The organism is Phormidium sp. CCY1219 (assembly GCF_055795085.1).
In genome coordinates this window covers 1-21225 of the sequence record NZ_JAYFEQ010000479.1, presented here as the reverse complement: position 1 = coordinate 21225, position 21225 = coordinate 1, and the positions used below count along the sequence as shown (strand labels likewise).

At 50.7% G+C, this 21225-nt stretch carries 11 protein-coding genes and 1 pseudogene; 3 read left to right on the top strand and 9 right to left on the bottom strand.

Going from position 1 to position 21225, the window contains the following annotated elements; all coding sequences use genetic code 11:
- Positions 1-122: 122 nt before the first annotated feature.
- Positions 123-2072, bottom strand: a complete 1950-nt coding sequence (locus tag AC0QH1_RS12205) for an ABC-F family ATP-binding cassette domain-containing protein (RefSeq protein WP_324631398.1) — start codon at positions 2070-2072, stop codon at positions 123-125.
- Positions 2073-2144: 72 nt separating this feature from the next.
- Positions 2145-2351, bottom strand: a complete 207-nt coding sequence (locus tag AC0QH1_RS12200) for a hypothetical protein (RefSeq protein WP_324631396.1) — start codon at positions 2349-2351, stop codon at positions 2145-2147.
- A 485-nt stretch (positions 2352-2836) separates the two neighbouring features.
- Here AC0QH1_RS12200 and AC0QH1_RS12195 point away from each other — a divergent pair, with 485 nt between their 5' ends.
- The 3 genes from AC0QH1_RS12195 (at position 2837) to AC0QH1_RS12185 (ending at position 7268) form a co-directional block, all read left to right on the top strand.
- The gene (locus tag AC0QH1_RS12195; RefSeq protein ID WP_324631395.1) at positions 2837-3904 is read left to right on the top strand and encodes a glycoside hydrolase family 24; all 1068 of its coding nucleotides are present in this window, start codon (positions 2837-2839) and stop codon (positions 3902-3904) included.
- Between the two features lie 1123 nt (positions 3905-5027).
- Positions 5028-5396 (top strand): hypothetical protein, encoded by a 369-nt coding sequence (locus AC0QH1_RS12190; RefSeq protein WP_324631394.1) that lies wholly within the window; start codon positions 5028-5030, stop codon positions 5394-5396.
- A 1017-nt stretch (positions 5397-6413) separates the two neighbouring features.
- The gene (locus AC0QH1_RS12185) at positions 6414-7268 is read left to right on the top strand and encodes an Npun_R2479 family HD domain-containing metalloprotein (RefSeq protein WP_324631393.1); all 855 of its coding nucleotides are present in this window, start codon (positions 6414-6416) and stop codon (positions 7266-7268) included.
- Positions 7269-7638: 370 nt separating this feature from the next.
- On the opposite strand, the pseudogene AC0QH1_RS12180 reads toward AC0QH1_RS12185, so the two are convergent.
- From AC0QH1_RS12180 to AC0QH1_RS12150, 7 genes and pseudogenes are all read right to left on the bottom strand, one after another.
- Positions 7639-12375: pseudogene (locus AC0QH1_RS12180) on the bottom strand (hybrid sensor histidine kinase/response regulator); the annotation flags it as partial.
- Between the two features lie 1354 nt (positions 12376-13729).
- Positions 13730-16951, bottom strand: a complete 3222-nt coding sequence (locus AC0QH1_RS12175; protein WP_324631390.1) for a methyl-accepting chemotaxis protein — start codon at positions 16949-16951, stop codon at positions 13730-13732.
- 138 nt (positions 16952-17089) lie between these two features.
- Positions 17090-17704 carry a chemotaxis protein CheW gene (locus tag AC0QH1_RS12170; RefSeq protein WP_324631389.1) on the bottom strand — a complete coding sequence of 205 codons (615 nt, stop codon included), beginning with the start codon at positions 17702-17704 and terminating at the stop codon, positions 17090-17092.
- 13 nt (positions 17705-17717) lie between these two features.
- Positions 17718-18083, bottom strand: coding sequence for a response regulator transcription factor (locus tag AC0QH1_RS12165; protein WP_324631388.1), 366 nt, complete (start codon positions 18081-18083; stop codon positions 17718-17720).
- Positions 18080-18325, bottom strand: coding sequence for a hypothetical protein (locus AC0QH1_RS12160; RefSeq protein WP_324631387.1), 246 nt, complete (start codon positions 18323-18325; stop codon positions 18080-18082). The genes AC0QH1_RS12165 and AC0QH1_RS12160 overlap by 4 nt, the downstream gene beginning before the upstream one ends.
- A gap of 436 nt (positions 18326-18761) precedes the next feature.
- Entirely contained in the window at positions 18762-20036 is a 1275-nt protein-coding gene (locus AC0QH1_RS12155; RefSeq protein WP_324631434.1) for a response regulator, read from the bottom strand.
- Positions 20037-20989: 953 nt separating this feature from the next.
- On the bottom strand, positions 20990-21181 hold the full coding sequence (locus AC0QH1_RS12150; RefSeq protein WP_324631386.1) for a hypothetical protein: 192 nt from the start codon (positions 21179-21181) through the stop codon (positions 20990-20992).
- Positions 21182-21225: the final 44 nt, after the last annotated feature.

Genomic DNA, 21225 nt, shown 5'->3' with positions numbered 1-21225 from the left:
TTGGGTAGAAACGCCCTCGTTAGGAGAAACTGATTGATTTCTATTCGATTGTAGTATAGCGCGTGCCAATCGTTTCCAGGCGGCGAAACCTGGAAACGAGTTTACCAGCCGAGAGACAGAGATTAACTCGCCGATGCGGCATCAATTTCTGCCAGTTCCATCCAGCGTTCCGTCGCCGCCTCGATCGCCTCGCCAATCGATTCCATTTGCGCGTGCAGTTTTTGCACTTCGCTCACCGATCCAGGCGGTGCATTATAAAGCGCTTTTTCCAGTTCGGCTTTTTCCGCTTCCATCTCCACAATTTTAAGTTCCAATTGCTCGTATTCCCGCTTTTCTTTGGAAGATAACTTGCGATTTTGGTTCTTATCCCAAGTCATGCGCTGGGATTTCCAGGATGTATTTTTGGATTTGGTTTCTTTTTTCTCCGGTTCAGCCGTAGCTTGTCGCGCCGCTTCCACTTCCTCGGCAGTTTTGAACTCCAGATAAACCGAATAGTTGCCGGGGTACTGGCGCAAAATTCCGCCCTCTTCTAAGGCAAAAATGGTATTGACGGTGCGATCGAGGAAATAGCGATCGTGGGAAACCACAATAACGCAGCCGTTAAATTCTTCTAGATAATCTTCCAGAATCGATAAGGTTTGCACGTCCAAATCGTTGGTGGGTTCGTCGAGAATCAGCACATTTGGGGCACTCATCAGCACGCGCAGCAAAAATAAGCGTCGTTTTTCGCCGCCAGAGAGTTTGTGAAGGGGTAAATATTGTTGATTGGGCGGAAACAGAAACCGCTCGAGCATTTGCGAAGCACTAATTTTGGTACCGTCGGCGGTAGTGACATATTCGCCTTCTTCTTTGAGATAGTCAATGACGCGCTGATTTTCGTTGAGGGCGGCTAATAAATCGTCCGAATGCTGATCGAAATAGCCGATGTGAATGGTTGCGCCAATGTCTACAGTTCCCGCGTCTGGTTCGAGGCGTGCGGTAATCAAATCGAGTAAAGTGGATTTTCCCGCCCCGTTTTTGCCAATTATACCGATGCGATCGTCGGGGTTGAATCTGTAGGTAAAGTCTTTGACGATCGCCCGATCGCCGTAGGATTTAGATAAGTTTTCCAGTTCGATAACTTTCTTGCCAATTCGCCGACTAGCGGTAGAAATTTCGACTTTTCCCAGGGCTTGTTTGAACTCCCGTTCCTGCATGTCTGCGATGCGATCGATGCGGGCTTTTTGCTTGGTACTGCGCGCTTTCGGTCCGCGTTTGAGCCATTCTAATTCCCGGCGCAATACCCCTTGATGCTTGCGCTCTTGACTGACGGCGGCGGATTCGGCTAAAGCTTTTTTCTCGAGGTAATATGCATAGTTGCCTTCGTAGGCGTAGAGATCGCCTCGGTCAATTTCAATAATTCGATTCGTAACCCGATCGAGAAAATAGCGATCGTGGGTAATTAATAAAATCGCGCCGCGAAAGCTGTTTAAATAACTTTGCAACCACTCGACAGAAATTGCATCTAGATGGTTGGTGGGTTCATCCATCAGCAACACATCCGGATCGCGAAGCAATGCCGCCGCCAGGGCAATGCGCTTGCGATATCCGCCGGAGAGACTGCGGATCGGCGCATCAAAGTCATCAATGCCCAGTTTGCTGAGAATAATTTTCGCGTTCGTTTCCAGTTCCCAGGCATTTTTTGCCTCCATTTGCTGCATCACATCGGAAAGACGCGCCAGCAGTTGACGATTCTCCGGATCGCGAGCGATTTGATGACTGAGCTGTTCGTATTCGCGCACTAATGCCATGCGATCGCCGCTATCTGCAAAAACCTGTTCTAAAACTGTGTGGTTTTCATCTAGATCCGGTTGCTGAGGTAAGTACACGATTCGGGCATTAGAATTGACTATCAGTTCCCCACCGTCGATGGGTTCTAATCCCGCAATCATTTTTAATAAAGTAGATTTCCCCGAACCATTGGTGCCGATGACGCCGACTTTATCCCGGGCATCCAGGCTAAAATTGGCATCTCGGAGAATTTCTTTTATGCCAAAGTCTTTTTTAACGGATTGTAATGTGAAGATGCTCATCGAGTTCCTAAGCGGCTGCTGATTCTTTCCGATCTAATATTATCGCTTAGAAATGGCGCGTTTGGGGGTGAGTTATTCCGAATTGGGTTTGTCCCTGGCAACCGGTTGCACTCTCCGGGGGATTTGTCTGGGTGGTTTTTGCCGTTCCTTGCTGAGATTTTCCGCCACTGCCCTCAGAGGAGAGTGGATGCAGAAGCAGTGATTTGGCAAGACAAAAAACGCGGCGATCGCGGTGTATGGGTTTTTCGAGACAGAAAATGCCTCAAGATATTGTACCACTATTTTTTTTCCTTTGAACCACAAGTTAATTCATAAAAATTATGATAAAAATCAATCAGAGTGATTAAAATTAATGCAGGTTTCTCATTCGGGAGAGTCGGCAATTGAGTACAGACTCAACCTTGGAGAGAGAAAAAAGCACTGGCAATTCTACCCCTAGGCTGGTTTTTTTGGGGGGAGAGCGCGCATACTGATGGAGAGGGATCGATTTTCCCCAGGCTCGATGGCCACCGATTATGGGAAAATAGATGGGCGTGAAAAACCTCGATTGAGGCCGCGATCGCCTTCGGAAAGCTTTCCATTGTCGTGGATGTCGTATGCTGGAAAGAGATTTCCAGGGAAAAGCGATTCGGGTCAACTCTGCGCGCGGGAATTGGGTTCGGCTTTCTCCATGAGATGCCCTGGCGCATCAACCGAATCCCTGGCCCTCGTCAGGGAGGAAACCCTCTCGAACGTCGTCAGCACTCAGTCACTCAAATGTAGCAATGAATCAGGATCAATTATTAGTAGAAGACTCTCGCATCGGTTATTCCGATACCGAGTTAATTCAGTTGTGGGTGCAGCAAAAAGCCCCCCACCAACGGCGATGGGCGTGGCGGTTGGTGAAAGAGTTTCTGCGCTTTGTGGGCAAACCGTTGGGAACCGTGACCTTAGCTGACGTGCAAAGATATGCTCAGGCGATCGCCGCGCGCGGAATTCCCCCCAAAAAGGCAGCGCGACGGTTGGGGACCTTGAAATCCTTGTTTGGATTTGCTTATCAAATCAGGGCAGTGCCGATGAACATTGCTTTACATCGTTGGCCCAAGGTAAAACGGCGGCGATCGCCCAATTCCTGGCGATCGGCGGCGGCGATTTTCCTGCAAAAGTACCTCTCCTCTTCTCCCACCGCCTGGAGGCGATCGCCTCATAAACGCTCAAACCGCCAGATTTTTGGCATGTGGTTGGGTTTCCTCCTCTGCTTGGGCGGGTTGAGTCTCACCGTTTCGCGCCATATTTCTCCAGAAGAATCCACCCCATCCAAGCGGGAAAGACGCGCATCCGATGCCCCGGGGGATGCTTTATCCCCACCACAGGGATCCGCTCGAATTGCGGCGTTAAAACAGGCGTATGTGAAGGCTTTTCTCGATACCATTGCCTGGGCAGAAGGCACCGCCGGACCCGATGCCTATCGAATGCAATTTACCGGCACCACATTTTCGAGTTTTGCGGATCATCCGCGCGAAATCAAATGTGGGTGGCGCTACGGGCAAAGACTCTGTTCCGATGCTGCCGGTCGATACCAGTTTCTCAGCACCAGTTGGGATAGACTGGCGAAAAGAATCGGTGCCAAGGATTTTTCTCCGGCAAATCAAGACCGCGCCGCGATCGCCATGCTGGAAGAATATGGGGTTTTAGCGGATATTGAAGCCGGTTTGATTCACTTTGCGGTGCTAGAACTCATGCCGGTGTGGCCTTCATTCCGGGATGTGGGAGAAGGCGATCGCACTAAGGCGATCTCCCGCGTAGAAGCAGTTTATCAAGAAAAATTAACCCAATATCACCCGGACCGATAAGTTTTTTGTCCCGAAAACTTTTGTGGTTTTGCAGGGGTGTTTTTTCCTCGCCATCTCCCCTCGCTTCGCCTCCAAACCCATCGGTTTCGCCATGCCCTTTCCGATTTTATCCCCCTCCAGTGTTAGGGTCTCTACCGGATCTGATAATATAGCGCCCAAGTGCTGTTTGGTGCTTTAAATTTACCTCCAAAGATAGAGTTGTCCGAGAATGTGTACGCCCCAAAGGACAGTTTCGGGGGTAAACTTTTTCGCCACATTATGTCATGGATCTTGCATTTTGCTTGATATCCTGGGCTGAGGAATAGATGTAAAAAAGATTGACTCCGCGTAGGCGGAGGAGGGTTCGACTCCGTTCATCCCCCGAAAAGCCTTGGCGCGATTTCAATCGCCCCCGTGTTAGGGGCGTTTGACCGGACATCAGATGAGGCTTGCTCTGAGAAAGCAGGGATTTCGAGGGCGAAATGACCGCCTTCAGAGGCTTGGATGGTGCATTTTGCTCAAAAATTACCCCTTTTCCTGCTCCTGTTATTTTACTTATTAAAATGTTACAATTTTTTATATTTGAGGGATAGCCGCGTGGGTCGAGTTTTCTACATCTCGTTCATAGTGGAACATCAATTTAATCTCTGTCTGATGAGGGATTAAAAAGCGCAAAACGCGGAACAATATAGTAAATAGCTCAATCGATTTTGATTAAATTGGCTCCCGGGGTAGAAGAGGGTCGATTTAATCGATGAAAAACTTGAGGGAAAGCCGAGCGAACCACAAGTTGCCAATATGGGCGGTCTGAGTTTCGGGAAAATATCTCCCGGTTTGAGAACTCGGGACGGAGCGCTCCTTGTGTGAGCTATGCCATGCCTTTGGCGATCGCTTCGGGGAGATTGTGGGGTGGGCAATCTCTTGTCAGGCGGCTCATGTGCCCGAGAAAGTTAGTTTTCCTGAAAAGCGATCGCACCGACACAGTGGGAAAAAATCTCCATAGGGATTGAGGGAGTCACAGTCATTTGGGCTGATTGATGCTCCACATGAGGCGAAATCAAACCGAGAACCCCACCCTCGGACTAAACCAGGCGATCGTCGAGCGTTAACTCAATCATTGTTTTTCCGCGAATAGGATTTTTTTATGAAAGCAAGTGCCATTCCCGTGAAATTAAATCCCCAACCGCCAACCCCCCGCGCATTCTCCGAACATGCAGAGGGAGTCGCTTCGTTAGAAACCCGGGCGATCGGCTGGATTTTGCTAACCCTGTTGTTGCTGCTCGCCACCTTAACGATGTGGGTTTTCTCGGTGTGGGCGGAAGTTGCCACCCCCAGTTTACTGCCCACCCTGTGGATTTTTGGAACCATGACGACTTTATTAAAAATTCTCACCGGTGTGGCGGGAATTTTGGCGGCCATTACCTTTGTCTCCTATCGAGCTAAAGTGCTTCGCTGCGGATCGTCACCGCTGGAGTCCAGGTTTTCTCATCCCGCATCTTTTGGCAGTGGATAACCTATCACAGGGGTGCGCTCTATCCCGGCAATTCCTCTCCTCCATACGGAAGGAAAGGTTGCCGGGAATTTAGTATGGGTGGTTCTTCCCGGTGAAGATTGGGGTCAGGAATGCAGAGGGTGGGCGGCGCAGGGCGGAGGTGGATTTCATCTCACATCTGCGCCCTCCAATTCATCGGGGGGTTGGGGGGAGACGAGAGCAAAACGTCACCCTCGCTTTTTCCACATGCAGGCGGACGGGAAAGTAAAACCCTTGTTGGAGGTGGCAATTCCCCTCCCGCAAAGATGCGATAAATCCAGGTCTCCATAAGAAGTCTGACGGGAGTCCCTTTGCCGCATTTCCGGTGGATCTGGGCGAGGCGGATCCCTGGAGTCTCCTAAATTTGAGACAGTTTTCACCGCAGATTGCCCTTGCCCGTTGGGCACAGAACGAAGCAATACCTGCAAGAGCAAGGCAGTGGGCGTGATGCCACGGCGAACCCGGCTAATTGGTTGGCCGTGTTCTTGGTTGGTACTCAGGCAGGAATTAAATGACGAGGCTTTAGTGTAGGGGCGCGAGGCGATCGTCAAAAAGGTTGGCAATGTCAAGATTTTTTGACAGATTCCCTGGCGGAATTCCTTCCCGGACGAGAGGCGCGTACCAGAAGCGATCGCAATTGAATCCCCTCAAGGGGGGGGTGGTGGTATCCAAAACATCACAAGCATTAATTGACCTCAATCACATCCATCTCGGTCAAATCGATTCATAATGAAGTTATTTAGACAAACTCTTAAGCTCTCTGAAACAATGCAACCATCATTGATGTTGTCAGAGAGCTGCTTAGCTCTCTGGAAACTGTCAAAAAAGAGGGGTGTGACCCACAAGTGGGGTTTCCCCTCCTCAAACCGATTGATTGACTTTCAGACTTAGCGGTTTACTGAAAGCAATTGCGGAGAGTGCTGGCTACTGTAGCTGGCAAAGAGCGGTCGAATATCGGCCAATAAACTTAAGGTTTAGGTTGACGCAAAATAGTTCAAGATGTTTAATTCCACAGCACTGCTAATTGACGCTTTCGTAGAACGTCTACAAGAAGGCTACCACCGCACCTATGGTGGTTACAAGCCCAACTATGCAGAAATTATTGCCTGGGCGGGTGGCATGGCCCTGGAAAACATTGCCAACAGCGATGCCCTTTATCATAACGTCGAACACACGATTTTAGTCACCTTAGTGGGTCAAGAAATTCTGCGCGGTAAGCATATTCGCGAAGGAGGTGTTTCTTGCGAAGATTGGTTGCATTACATCATTTCTTTGTTGTGCCATGACATCGGCTATGTTAAAGGTGTCTGTAGGCACGATATAGACAGCGAACGATTATATGCCACGGGGAAAGACGGCATGAGAGTTTCGATTGCCTTTGGAGCCACTGATGCCAGCCTGACTCCCTATCATGTGGATCGGGGCAAACTGTTTATTCAAGAACGCTTTGGCGGACACAAGCTGATTGACGCGGAAGTTATTAAGCGCAATATCGAACTCACCCGCTTTCCCGTCCCGGCGGATGAAGATCACAACGATACCTTCCACTATCCTGGCATGGTTCGCGCCGCCGACTTGATCGGACAACTCAGCGACCCGCGCTATTTGCAAAAAATTGGCGCTTTATTTTATGAGTTTGAAGAAACCGGTGCTAACCAAAAGTTAGGCTATCGCAATCCGGGAGATTTACGGAAAAATTACCCCAAATTTTATTGGAATGGTGTGTTTCCCTTTATTTCTCAAGCGACCCAGTATTTGAATTTGACCCAACAAGGTAAGCAAATTGTGGCGAATCTCTATGCGAATGTGTTTAGAGTCGAACACGAGGAGCAGCCACATTCTGAAGTCGCTTGAAGATTTTGAAGGGTAGATTGACTCCCGGAGTAGAATGAAAAGAGCAGCAGGTTTTAACTGCTGCTTTTTTGCTTTTTTCTGTAAGGTTCGGTATCCGGTTTGTAGGAATAATAGACGTAAAAAAATGAGTGGGTTTAAGCGGAGGAGTGGCTGTTCGGCGCGATTTCAATTCTCTGTTTTTATGAGCGATCGACCGGAATAATATGATATGCTGTCCCCACGATTGCCGATAAAAAGAACCTAGGTAGAGGCTTGATTGTGGGTTTACGATACCCTCCCAGGGTGCGGGGTACTATTTTACTCTAAAAAATACCAAAAGTCAAGCCTCAAGTTGTTTGCTTGAGGCTTGACTTTTTTGAATGGGATCGGATTATGCTTCGGCCTTGAGAGAGACGAGTTTTTCGCCTTTGAGCATTCGTCCGGCGGCTTCGAGCAAAGACTCTTCCAGATAGGGTTTCGTGAAATAGCCGCTTGCTCCCATTTGAACGGCCATCTGGCGATGTTTATCCGCACCGCGAGAGGTGAGCATCGCGATCGGCTTGCTTTGCAGTTGCGGATCCTTCTGCATCCGCGAAAGCAGTTCCAAACCATCCATTCGGGGCATCTCGATATCGCAGAAAACCAGATCGCAAGGCAGACCCGATCGCATTTTTTCCCAAGCCTCCTGACCGTCACGAGCTTGTTCCACGCGATACCCCGCCTTATTGAAGGTCATCGAGAGCAGTTCGCGCACCGTAATCGAATCATCCACAATCAACACCGTGGGTTCGGCGAGGGTTTCCACAACCTGTTCGTTGCTCGTGGTCATTGCTTCCTCGTCTTCATCCCACAAGGTTCCCACACCTTCTCGGCGCAGACGTCCGGCGGCCAAATCGATCAGTTCCAAAACATCCCCGATCGCCACAATGCGGCCATCCCCCATCACCGTAGCCCCGGCAATTCCCACCGGTTTGGGCACTGGACCTTCGAGCTGTTTAATCACGATTTCCTGTTCGCCCAAGACCTGATCCACCTGAAGCGCCAGGAAGTTGCCTGCCGATCGCAGCACCACCACAGAAATGATATCCTCTTCCGCATTGGTACCATAGACCCCACCGCGACCGAGATGGCGATTGTACTCCAACAGTTCGCGCAAATGACGAAACGGCAAACTCGTATCGCGCCAGGGAATAAACATTTGCCCGTCGTCCTTCACCTGAATGCGATCGCGCGGCACATCGAGCATATCTTCCACCCCATCCATCGGGAAAGCAATCCGGGCGCGATCGCTAATGCAACAAAGCGCTTTTGAAATACTCAACGTCAGGGGCAACCGAATCGTAAACGTCGTTCCCTTGCCCTGATTCGAATCGATATTGACCACACCCCGGATTTCGCTCAACTTGGTGCGAACCACATCCATGCCCACACCGCGACCCGCCAAATCGTCAGCCCGATCGCGCGTACTAAATCCCGCCATAAACAGCAGGTCATACACATCCAGACGCGACATACTCTTCGCCTGCTCTGGAGTAATCAAGCCCTTTTGCAGCGCCTTCGCCTTCACCCTCTCCGAATCAATTCCCGCCCCATCATCCGAGACCGAAATCACCGTTTGGTTTCCCTGGTGGAACGCGCGAATCGTAATTCGGCCCATCGCCGGCTTGCCCTTCTTGGTGCGCTCATTCGGTGCTTCGATGCCGTGGGCGATCGCATTGTTCACCAAATGAGTCATCGGATCGGTGAGCTGCTCGAGAATCATCTTGTCAATCAAGGTTTCGCGACCTTCCACCTTCAGCTCCACCTTTTTGCCAAACTTAATCGCATTATCGCGCACCCCCCGTGGCAGGCGATCGGCAGTATTGGAAAACGGCACCATGCGCGCTCGCGTCAGTCCTTCTTGTAGCTGGGTCGTGATCTGCCGCAGTTGTCGCGTTACCTGTTCGGTTTCATCCACCAAAAACTCGATATCCGACGACGACTCGCGCACCCGGACAATCAACTCCAAAATATCTTGCGACAAGGTATGGAACGGCGTAAACCGATCCATTTCTAACGCACTCCAATTCTCATCAGAACCGTTCCCCTGCCCTTCGCTGACCCCGGCCATAAAATGATAGTTTTGCCGCGAAGCCAACAGGGAAATTTCCAGCAGCGATCGCTCGTACAAATCCTGCATCCGCTGCCCCACATCCGTTAGCTGAGACACCTGATGCAGCAAATTATCCAAAAACTGCCGCATCCGCTCGGAATTCTGTTCGATACTGTTGCGGTTGACCACCAGTTCCCCAACCAAATTGCTCAGGTTGTCCAACTGCCGCACTGGCACCCGCATCGTCTGCTCAAAGCTACTCCGGCGCGTGGTCATCCGTCCCCCAGCAGATGGATGGCCGATATCTGCATGGGCAATCAATTCTTCCATATCGGCAAAATCATCCCCGGCTTTCCCCGGCGCAGGGCCGCCTTCTCCTTTACCATGAGAAGCACTATCCACCGAGGAGGATTTCGCCCCCTGGGCAAGCCCAGAATCAACCGGATGAACGTCCTGTTGCTGTTGCGCTTCCGCTTCTTTCCCGTCTGTGCCTTCTGGGGCAAGGCTCAACAACGCTTCGAGTTCCGCAAAACTCCCCTTCGGGCTGCCGAGTTCCAATAGGGCCTCTAACTCGAAATACTTAGGAGCACCCACATCAGCCTTGGCTGAACTCCCGTCGCTGTCCTCCCGCTCTATGGCTCCCATCGGTTCAGCAGAAGGCGACACTCCTGTAGGCTCCTCCCGTGCAGTGACCTCATCGCTTGAGGCAAACAACTCCTCGAAATCGGTGTCTGTTTCCGCAGGTTCCACCAACTCTCCACCCGCAGAATTGCCCTCATCGAACATCGTCAGCCAAGAACTATCATCCCCGTCCGCCGCGCTCTCTTCTTCACTGGGCAGCTCGAAGAGTTCCTCTAAGTTTTCATAAAAATCCGCTTTCTGTTCCATGTTTTCCATCGAGCCAGAATCGGAGAGTGTTTCTAGCTCAAACAAGTCTGACTCAGAGGCAAGATCCGAGTCTTGCTCTTCTATCTGTGCCATCCCTGTGGAATTTATGTCTTCAAATAACCCACCGAGCGCCTCAAAAACTTCATCGCCAGAATTTTCTTCTATGTCCTCTGAGTCGAAATTGAGCCAATCCTCCTCGTCCTTGGCCGGGGTTCGGGCGGCTCCAGCAGCTTCCCCTGACTGCCTTGCGGTATCCCTCGATTCTGTCTCAAATAAATCGGCAAAATCATTGTCGAGGGATGATGCAAAATCGGCACTGTCTTCTATGGACTCGGCAAACAGTTCTTCTTCTTCAGCGTTTGGCTCCGCTGGGGTTTGCGATGCCGATGGGAGGGTTCCGGCGTCCCCTTCCGTTTCGGTTGTATCCAAGGGAAATAGGTTTTCTAACTCGTCGAGAACCCCCACAGCGTCGAGTTCTAAACCAAGGTTATCCTCTGTCGCTGCATCGGAGTTGCTCTCGTCAGAGCCTGTAATTTCAAGCAGATCGCTAAAGTCCGAATCTTCTGAGTTTAGGTTGGATTGAGCTGCTCCTTTAGCTGCGGATCTGTTGCGATCGCCCGCTCCACCCGCCGATTTTTCTTTTGCCGCCATATCTGCTGCCTTCCCGGCGTTGGATTCAACCCACAAGTCTTCTCCTAAATCCGGTTCTTGCAGTTCTTCGGTAGCCTCTTCCTGGAATAAATCTCCGAGGTCATCAAGGTTATCTTCGCTCGTCTCTAAGGTTTCGAGCTGCTCCCCATTTTCGCTTTCACCCCCCCCATCGAAGGGTTCGCTCAAATCCCCAAACTCGGTGGAGCCAAACAGTAAGGCCAAATCATCGTCGGGAAGTCCCGAAACTTCTGAAGAATCGATCTCCGCAGAGTCAAACAGCAAGTCTTCAAAATCATCGCTTTGGGTCAGCTCGGCTAAATCCCAGGCGTTGGCTTCCTCGACATGGGCAGAATCATTCTCGCCTTCGGCTGATGCTTCTTGCCACTCGGTTTCCTCGAAGTAAGAGGATTCTCCTTCAAATAAGTCCGCAAGACTATTGAGTTCTGCCGCTCCCACTTCTGGTCCTGAATGTTCGCTTGACTTGGGATGCTGTTTTTCGCGAGCTGTATTTGCCGTTTTTTCCGAGAACTCAGCGGCACTGGTGGGGTGATTTAAGCTCTCGGATGTTTCTTTATTTCGATTGGCTTTGGAGGAGTGATTAGACATAGGAGAAACGTTGGAACTATAGGGGTGGTCTTCTCGGATGACTGACTCAGATGATGTCACGGGTTGCAAGGGAACAAGCGCTTCTAGTTCGGGAGCGATGGTAATTTCACTCTCCCTTCGGGATAAAATTAGTTCTCTGGCTTGTTTGATTTGCTCGAGCGCAATCGGCGCGAGGGTGTGATAGGTATGGTTGGGATTCGCGATCGCTCGCGATATTTTGTCTATTAAGTTGCACCACAAGTGCAGATCGAATTGCTCCCCCGCTTGACTCAGTTTCCGGCAAATTTCTTGCATTTGTTGCCGAATCTGCTCCGTGTCTTCACACTTGAACAAATGCAACAATTCTTGTAGTCGTCTCGGAACATCACTTTTGAAAATGAGTTGTCTGGCACTCTCTTCGTCATTATCTCTGCGCCGGGAAGCCATCGCTTGATTTGCCTCTTTTTTCTCCGGACGAGGAAGGGCTGCACTCTTGGCAGGTTGGCGTTTTCGCTGTCCTCCCTGCTTGGCGAGTTCCTTCAGGTGCTTTTCTAGGGCGATCGTTTCTGCCTCGCTCGAACAGCGGCTTTCTTCCCCATTTTCTGAGGTCAGACTCCCCGGGGCACTGCTAGCTGTTTCTAATCTTTCCTGCAGCGCTTCAAATACCTGCAAAAACAAGGATTCTAGCTGTGGATCCACTTGCACCGGGCTTTCCTGCAGCACTTTGAAGCTATCTTCTAGCTTGAGGGCTATTTTTTGAATGCTTCCAAGTCCCACCATCGCCGCCCCTCCTTTGATGGAGTGCGCCGCACGGAAAACTTCCGCCAACTCTTCTGGATTGTCCACCGTAGCTTGCAGATTTTGCAACCCTTGTTGGATCGTATTGAGGTGGTCGGCGGCCTCCTCAATAAAATAGCCCATTATTCGCTCTCGTTGTTCCGGCTGCATAGCGTCTGTCCCATTCCTCGTCCTGAGTCCGTCGTCCCTTGTCCTTTATCCCTTGTCCTGGGTTCTGGGTTCTGGGTTCTCGGTTCTGGGTTGTTGGTTCTTGCTGGTTGATGATTGGCTCTCGATCCTGAGTCCCTTGGTACCCCCTGGGAGAAGGCATAAAAGCGCAGCGACAAGGCGATCGCTTTTTCAATATCTTGATACTGCTCTATTTATAGGATAACCTTTTTGACATCCTCCTTTGCCCCATCTCTAAATTCTGGCATGGAATTCCCCATATCGTTCTCGCTTCTTAGTTCCTCGTGCCACTTTCAAACAGTAGGGTGTTCCTTATCTATCCCGCCATCCCTCTGTTCCTCAATGCCTCTCGCCCCTCAGCTTTAGAGAATCTGCCTGTGTCCTTCTATCGGCTCTCTAATACCCTTTCTCTGTACCGATTTTCTGTACCCATTGAGATTTTTTGATTCTCCCCAACCGCCCAACTCCTCGGGAGCAGCCAGAACCCTCTCTAATACGATTTTTCACGAATTCTCTAACCTGTGTTTTCCCCCTTGCGATCGTTTTTGCTAATTCCCCTCGCCGTGAGTATTTATCCCCTCTAAATTATTGAATCCCCCTTCCCAGTTCGCTCTATCATTACCCCCTAAATTAGGGTATTTTTCATACTAAAATTATATGGGGGTGGCTTTTAATTGGTTTTTAACTCGTTAACGAGGCTCGGCTCCCCCAATAAATGCGACTGCAAAGGTTTGCACCCTTGCTTATAACTTCTACGACAGCAACGCTCTAACTGTAGCCGAGGTGAAGATTTCAGGCTAGTTTTGCTCCACAAAAATGGAGAGTTTACCTATTGAATCCCTTCGTTTACTTAAGGGTTGTTCGGGGCATTTACAGCAGTTTTCGCCGATGTTTTAAGCGCCCCAACAGATTAATTTGCTTGGCAGATTGCCTTGCTTGTTGTGTAGAGATTGTTCGGGGAGGCAGTAGGTTAAAAATCAGCCGAGTTTTTGTGGCGATCGGACGGGACGGGAAAATTTTGCCCTACAGGGTTTCTGGTTGCTAAAATATCAGGGGGAAGTTAGGAGGATTCGCGAGCCAAAAGTTTGGAGGTCATTGTTCGGGAATCCTCTATTTTTACCACCAAAAAACAGGTTTCCGTGAGCTAAACTTGTCCGAAGGACTTAAAAAGTTTACCCTTCGGAGGGGTGGAGAAAATGGCAGTTTTAGGTTGCAGCATTACACAGAGCGATTTGTAATAGCTGCATGAGACGGGGAAAGTGGCGGGGGAACTTCAGGGATGGGGAGGTCTGCGATCGCCCTAGCGACGCTCTACAGTTTCGACCCGGAACCGTTCCACCGAGGTCAGCAAATCGCGAGCAACGCCGACCAAGTTTTGCAAAGAACCCGACACCCGTTGTGCTTCTTGAGAAGTTTCTTGAGCGGTCAATTCCACCGCTTGCATCACCTGAGCCACAGCACGGGAAGTTTCCGTTTGTTCCACCGTATCCGCCGTAATCGAGCGCACCAGAACGTCAATGCGATTGGTCACTTGAATGATATTTTCCAGCGCCCGCTTAGCTTGTTCGGCGCGCTTCGTCCCTTCAATCACCTGCTGGGTGCCTTCTTCCATTGCCATCATCACGCCGCCAGTTTCGCTCTGAATTTGCATCACGATTTGTTCGATGTCCTTCAAAGCTTTTGCAGAGCGGTCTGCCAGTTGGCGCACCTCATCGGCAACGATCGCAAAACCCCGACCCGCTTCACCGGCGCGAGCCGCCTCAATACTAGCATTGAGTGCCAGCAAGTTAGTTCTGCCCGCAATTTGGGCGATGAGAGCCACAATCTTAGAAATTTCCTGAGTAGATTCCGCCAATCGCTTGACTTTTCGCGTAGTTTCTGCTACGGTTTCTCGAACTTCCAGAATCCCCGCCACCGTTTGTTCTACTGCTTCACCCCCTTTCATAGCAGTGGCGGATGCAGAGCGAGCCACTTCTTCAGCCTCGCGAGCGCTATCGGCCACCCGCTGGATCGAGTCAGTCATCACCTGCACGGAGTTGAGAGTCGCCGCCAGTTCTTCAGCTTGGCGCAAAGCATCGGAAGACAAACTTCTTGCGAACGATTCGCTATCCGTAGCACCTTTCGTCACTTGTCGGGCCGCCAATTTCACTTGCAGAACGATTTCGCGCAGGTTTTGAATCGTCAGATTAAACGAGTCAGCAACAGCACCGAGCACGTCAGCCGTCACTTCAGCTTGCACCGTCAGATCCCCGCGAGCGGCACCTTCCACGTCATCGAGCAACCGAATCACTTGTCGTTGCAAGTCTTCCTTAGCTTGCTCTTGTTCTTCAGCCTTGCGCTGCGCCTCAGAGGTGGTGGTATAGATGATCCGAGCCATTTGGTTAAATTTATTGGCCAACAGGCCCAGTTCATCTTCGGAATACACCGTAGCTCGGGTAGAAAGATTGCCCTGAGACATGGCATCGAATTGTGCATGCAGATCGTCAGTGGATCGACGAATCTGTTTAGAGCTAGCCGCACCGATTCCGAGGCAGGTTGCAATACTCGCGCCGCCTGCGGCAAGAGCCATGAGCGGATCCTTGATTGGTTGAGGCCAACTTGGTTTAGCCGCAAAGGCATAAGACACGCTAGCTGCCGCGATCGCCGACACCGCTCCCGCGATCAGACTCATCCACAGTTGCTTCTTATAGAGCGAAGCATTTTCCAAAAACCCAAAAAGTCCGGGTTCGGCATTCACCGTCGATTCAACCGGGGCACTTTCAGGCTGGGTAAATACCGGAACCTGTTCGGCACTGCCGGCCATGCTGAAAATTTCATCGTCTCGAATGATCGAACCATCGGTATCCTCGCCGATGTCGTAGTTATCATCCACGTCTTGGAAAACCGCATTGCTCCCGCTCATGCCGAATCCGCCGGTGGTGGATCCGGTGGTATCTTCCGACAAGTCAAAATCTGGAATATTTCCGAAATCTTCCAAATCTTCGAGTTCATCCAAAAAATCCACCCCACCTTGCACATCAGCCGAGTCTGACATGCCGTTGGCGGTTTCATCATCAACGGATTGCAAAGCGCTATCGGAGGCCGCAACTTCGTCAAAATCCTCCATATCGAAGCTATCTGAAGCGTTGAAGCCGTTACTCGAAGGTTCGGCAACGAAAGTTTGGGTCTCGTAGCCCTCTTCAAAATCCTCTTCTTCTGCGATCCCGTTTGTCTCGGCGGATTGGTTGGAAGTAAAGGAATTGGCCGACTCTAATTCTGGGTTATTTTCTAGCTCCTGCGCTCCCATTAAGAGGGTTTCTTCTTCTTCCGAAAGCGGGTGGGGAGGGAAGTCTTCGTCAAAATCATAGGGAATATCCTCACCCGAATCTCCCTCGTCGGGATAAGCGTCGAATTGTGCGCCAACATCGTCGAATTCTTCGCTCTCGGAGGGAATGGCGTACTGGGTCTGCTCCTCCTCATCGTTTTCTGCTAAACTTTCAGGAGCGTTTGACTCATCGAAAGTTGCCTCAGTGCTGCCGTTCTCGTCGCTTGACTCTTCAAAATCAAAGGCATCATCTTCAAATGCGTCATCAAATTCGTCAAACGGTGTGGCGCTCTCCACAAAATCCATATCGGATTCTGGGTTGTCAAAAGGGGACGACTCTCCGGAAGTCGTGGATTCGCCCTCTCCGACCAGATCTGGCATTTCATCATCTGTGGGCAAAAAGTCAGGTAAGTCTGTGGCGAGCGGATCGCTCCAGTTGGCGTTTTCGACTTCTGCCAGGAGTTGCTCATCATCAATGGCAAAAGGATCTTGTTGTGAGTCTAAGGTTTGAGTATCTGACCCGAGGTCCTCATCATTATCATTAAAAGAGGTACTTGCCTCGGCAAAAGGATTGTCCTCTTCTTCCTCAAAGTCCTCTAGACTGGCGTCGAACGGATTCTCGTCAAGTTCCATGTCCCCGATCGCCATTTCGGCGTCGGGATCCTCGAGGGTTGAGGTGATGTCGCTTTCCTCCAAATCCATTTGGCTCAGCGCCAAGCTTTCGTTATAGCTTGACGCTTCCGAATCGATTGGCGCACCGGAAAGATCCTCGTCTATTTCTTCCGAGAGGTCTTCATAGTAACTGTCTGAAATTTCCTCGGATAGGTCTTCATAGAGTGCTGTATCTTCTTGGGGTTCTTCGAGTTCGAGCTGATTGTCATCTAAATCCAGGTAGTTGTCGCTAGTTTCGAGATCGGAGTCTGGGTCAAAACTAGCTGATGTAGCGTATTCCTCAGCATAGGCAATGCCTTCTGAGGCTCCCTCGATAAAAGCTGGATCTTCAGTTAAGCTCAACACCCCTTGGTACTGTTCGAGTGCCACATCATACATTTGGAGTCCATAGCAGTAGATGTGACCGGCAAGTAATCGGGCACTGGGATCTTCGGGGAAATGTTCGACTAACTGATTGACGATTGTGGCGGCTTCTTCATAATTTTTGTCGGTATAAGCCGTTAATGCTTGTTCGTACTCCTGTTGATAATCTGTGCTTGATGCCATTTGCCTCCTCCTGCCGGTGCGTGCCGGGGTGGTGCGCCCCTTCCTAGTCTGTGCTCAAAATGCTGTTGTGTTGCCCGTTAATGGGGTTTCGGAGGATGCGCTGCGGACCGTATTGCCCACCTCCCTCTATCAAGGTCCTCATGCGGCCCAGCGTGCCGATCGCACAATTGCCACCTGATCCAACAGCCGGAGAATTCGTTCTTTCTGTTCTTTCTGTTGGTTCTGTTGGTTCTGTTTGTCCTGTTCGTCGTGTTCTTTCTGTTGCTCTTTTTTGTCCGATTGCTCTTTTTTGTCTGGTAATACCCATTCACCCCGAAGAAAAGGAGCCATGCTATCTGGAACGTTGGTGGGAAGACGTACCTGCTCCACATCCAGCCAGTCCATACCGACAATTTTGTCCACTGCTAACCCTAGAATAGTTTCTTGGTCTTCCACTGCAATGACTGGAATTTCGGCGCGATCGGTGTTGAGTGGGGTTGGATCGCCGAGAAATTGACCGAGATCTGCGACCCAGATGACTCTTCCCCGAATATTGAGCGTGCCCAACAGTAACGACGAGACGTTTGGAATCGGCGTAATCCGTTCGGGAGAATGAGAAATGACCTCGCGAATTCCTGTGGCACCCAAGGCAAACTCATTTCCCGAAGGCACGTAAAACCGAAGGTGCAACTCTCCTTCAGGGCTTTCTAACTCTTGAAATTCCGGAGCCTGCTCCAGGCCCACACCTGTTAAAAAGTCCGGATTACCCACCATGATTTACAACACCCTACCTTCTTAATAGCTGTTTGACCGTGCCCACCAGTTCAGTGGGTTGGAACGGTTTGGCAATATATGCATCAGCGCCTTGTTTCATCCCCCAGTAGCGATCGAATTCTTCGCCTTTTGAAGAACACATTACGACTGGCACGTTTTGCGTTTTGGGATCCGCCTTGAGACGCCGGCAGACTTCGTACCCATTCATCCGAGGCATGACAATATCGAGGACAACCAGATCGGGGCAATTATCCTGAATTCTTTCTAATGCTTCGAGACCATCACTCGCCACGGTAACACTTATCCCACACCCTTTTAGTAGGTTTGAGATCATCTCCCGTTGCGTGACGCTGTCTTCCACAACCAGAACTGTACTCATAACTTCCGTTCGGTGAAAAGCTGGGTCAATATCTTAACCGAACCCATCGCACGCCGGCGGGCTTGGTGGATCCAATGTTGCATCAAAGTCATGCCATCCGGTATTGGGGAGGATTGTTCGCAAAATTTCACGGGTGTTAAACACAGTTGACGCCGATCGGTTTTCAAACGCAAAGTCGGTGCGGGACGCGGGTCAAATCCCCACAGGCCATTCTCCCAACCATTGCGGTTGGCGTCACGCACCTTTAGATGCTTGACCTGGATTGAATTCCTACGGGCCATTTTGCCACCCCTTGCGGTGTCGCGTCACGCACTACTCTTATTTAAGATTGACACCTTCTCCCCCTAAAAATAACACCTTCCCCACCCATGCATGCCAAAGGTCTTAATTTTTTGAGCTGAGAGAGGGGTGCTGTTCGGGGAGGTGGGGCTAGCCAGAGACCCTTCTTCAAAAGAAGTGGTTGGGGTTCTCAAGCGGCATTTGGGTTGGGGACTCAACCAAGTTGGGTTCATCGGGATGAGCTCAAGGCAGTCTTGAACGTACCGACTGTTTTGTTTTGCGCTAATTATAGTTTATCTCGTCAACCGCGCGATCGTCTGTTAAGTCACCGAAGATTTAATGGAACTACCCTGTGGTGGAAAATGCAACCTGGAAAAACCGGATCGATTTCCTCGCCCACTAGAGTTCTCCGTCGAGAGCGTCGGCTAATAAACTATCCGGTTCTGGATGCTCTGGATCGCCCGGACCGATATATTTTTCCACGAGCATTAATAGTTCACTCTCGCCGAAGGGTTTGGTCAAGTAATCAGTGGATCCTACCATCCGGGCTTTCACGCGATCGATAAACCCATCTTTCCCGGTGAGCATCACGATTGGTGTTTGGCGAAAGGCGCTGCTGCGACGCAGCATGGCGCAAATTTCATACCCATCCAGTTCCGGCATGGTAATATCGCACAGAATTAAGTCGGGTTTGAGTTGGAAGACCAAACTAAGGGCTTTGAGTGGATTCATCAGGGCGGTGGCTTCGTAACCATGTTGGGCGAGGATCGATTCTACGGCTTTGCCAACACTGAGATCGTCTTCAATACAAACGACTCGCGGAATGTTTGCGATCGAATCTAATCCCAATTCTGGGTTAGACCCTCCCCCTTCCTGGGATTCTGGATAGAATAATTGCACTAATCCAAGCTGAACGAAGGGGTAGATGGCTCGGGCAACGGTTAAGATGTCTCGGTTTAAATAGCGCGACATTTGACGCAGGTTGGTTTTGCCGTCGGCCCACCGATTGAGATTGTTAAAGGTATTTTCGGGCAAGGCTTCGCGCATCTGCGCGGCGTCGGAGATGATGGGGCACTGGGAAGGAGACTGAATGTGGGGATGAAACTGCTTCCACTCTTGCACCTGCTTCATAATTTTGGTGACTAATGGCCCTATTTCTAAGGTGGTTAATTGCGGCGCTAGTGCTGGCCCCATCTCGAAAATAAAGGATCCTTGGTGCAGGCTGAGCAGATCGAATAGGGTTTCGCCCACCATCCCTTGGATAATACTGCGCCCTTGCGCGGGGGTGAGGATGTGGTTTTCTAATAATGCCCACAGATACCCATACTCTAAGGCGTTGGTGGCGGAAATCGCTGGGTTTTCAATCGAATCTAATGCTTCTTCGAGGTTGTAGCGACGCAGATAGTCGCGCAGACGCAACAAACTGGTATCGGTGTCGGCGGCATAAATAATTTGCCCGTTGGCGAAAAATACAAACCAGGATTGCTCGCCACTGCGCGATCGCTCTCGGTAGGGTTGGCGATAGGCTAAGCTGTCACGCACGCTCTCGCGCAAGCCCCCTGCGCCAGTGGGCTGGCTCCCATATGCCTCTACGAACAGTTCGCCGGTTCGCTGCCCCAACTCAACGAGTTGCAGGATGCTACGGATGTCGATTTCATTCAAATTTCCCTGCATGCCACTCAAATAATCTCCTTAAAATCGTTTGAATCTCACCGGGGTTAAGGCCCACAAGCGTTGCGGCGTTTTGCCACATTTTCTACTCCGGGGGAGTCTCAGTTGTTTTTGTCTCAATCGATTCGCCTTGCCCCACGATTTTAACGATGCTGCAATCTCACTCTACCGTCTTATCTGGCGGCTCTGTCTCGAGGAAGGATTTTAATCTGGCGATTCTGTTTTACTCGCGATCCTCCAACGGCGCGATCGCATCCCCGCTCTTTTGTCTGTGTGCTGTTTTCTGAACCCATCGCTCGGGTTCAATCCGCCTTCGAGCGGCTTGTTTCCCCCAGCGATCGCCTCCCTCGCTCTGTTTTCCCTTTTGTCTCTAGTCCCCTAGATCGATCCCGCTGTGCCTCCCCACTTCCAGTTTTCGCCCCCTTCCCCTAGGGGGATTTTGCACCTAGCTCCACAGCAAGATGGCTCCAATGACGAGCGCGATCGCCGATTTCGCGAAGGGGTATTTTTATTTTTCCCTCCCCCTACCCCGCTGCATATCTCTTCTCCTCATCTCCCCCAACCCTGACGGACAATTTTGACCCTCCTGGCAAAGCGCTTTCATGGAAGATGCTGTTGGAGTGGGCTGCTCGGGGACATTCTTCGGCGTTTTCTTTTGTTATCTCCTAAGCGCATCAACCTGTCAAAGGTATCCATTTGAATGGCGGAGCGTTTGTTGGCGAAGCAACACGGCTCGGTGCTTTTAGCCCCGCGAGGATTCTGGGGTTCGCCACTGAGGGAGGTTCTCGCCCCTTTTAGATCCATATCAGCCGGATTTGGTATGATGCAGAAACTCCCATTATCCCCGGGCAATTGGGATCGGGCGCACTCGCGGGGTTCTAGTTTTCCAGATCTTTCCCCGCCACTGCCTGTTCCCATCCAATTCTCCACGGGGATTTTCCGGCGGTGCCTTGACTTTAGTCGTCGCCAATTTCTGTGGAAATATTGGGCAGCCATCGGGATTTCTGTGCTTTCAACGCGGTTCGGCGCTGGAGTTGGACTCTCCTCTGAATGGCGTCTCTATAAAACGGCGATCGCTGTGCATTTCCCCATCCTTTTGTCTGGGAAAATCTCTGTTCTGTCAGGGACTCCGTAGAAACCAACCCCATGTCTAAAGCCAGGGGCTTGTACTTCTAACCACCTGACCAGCCTA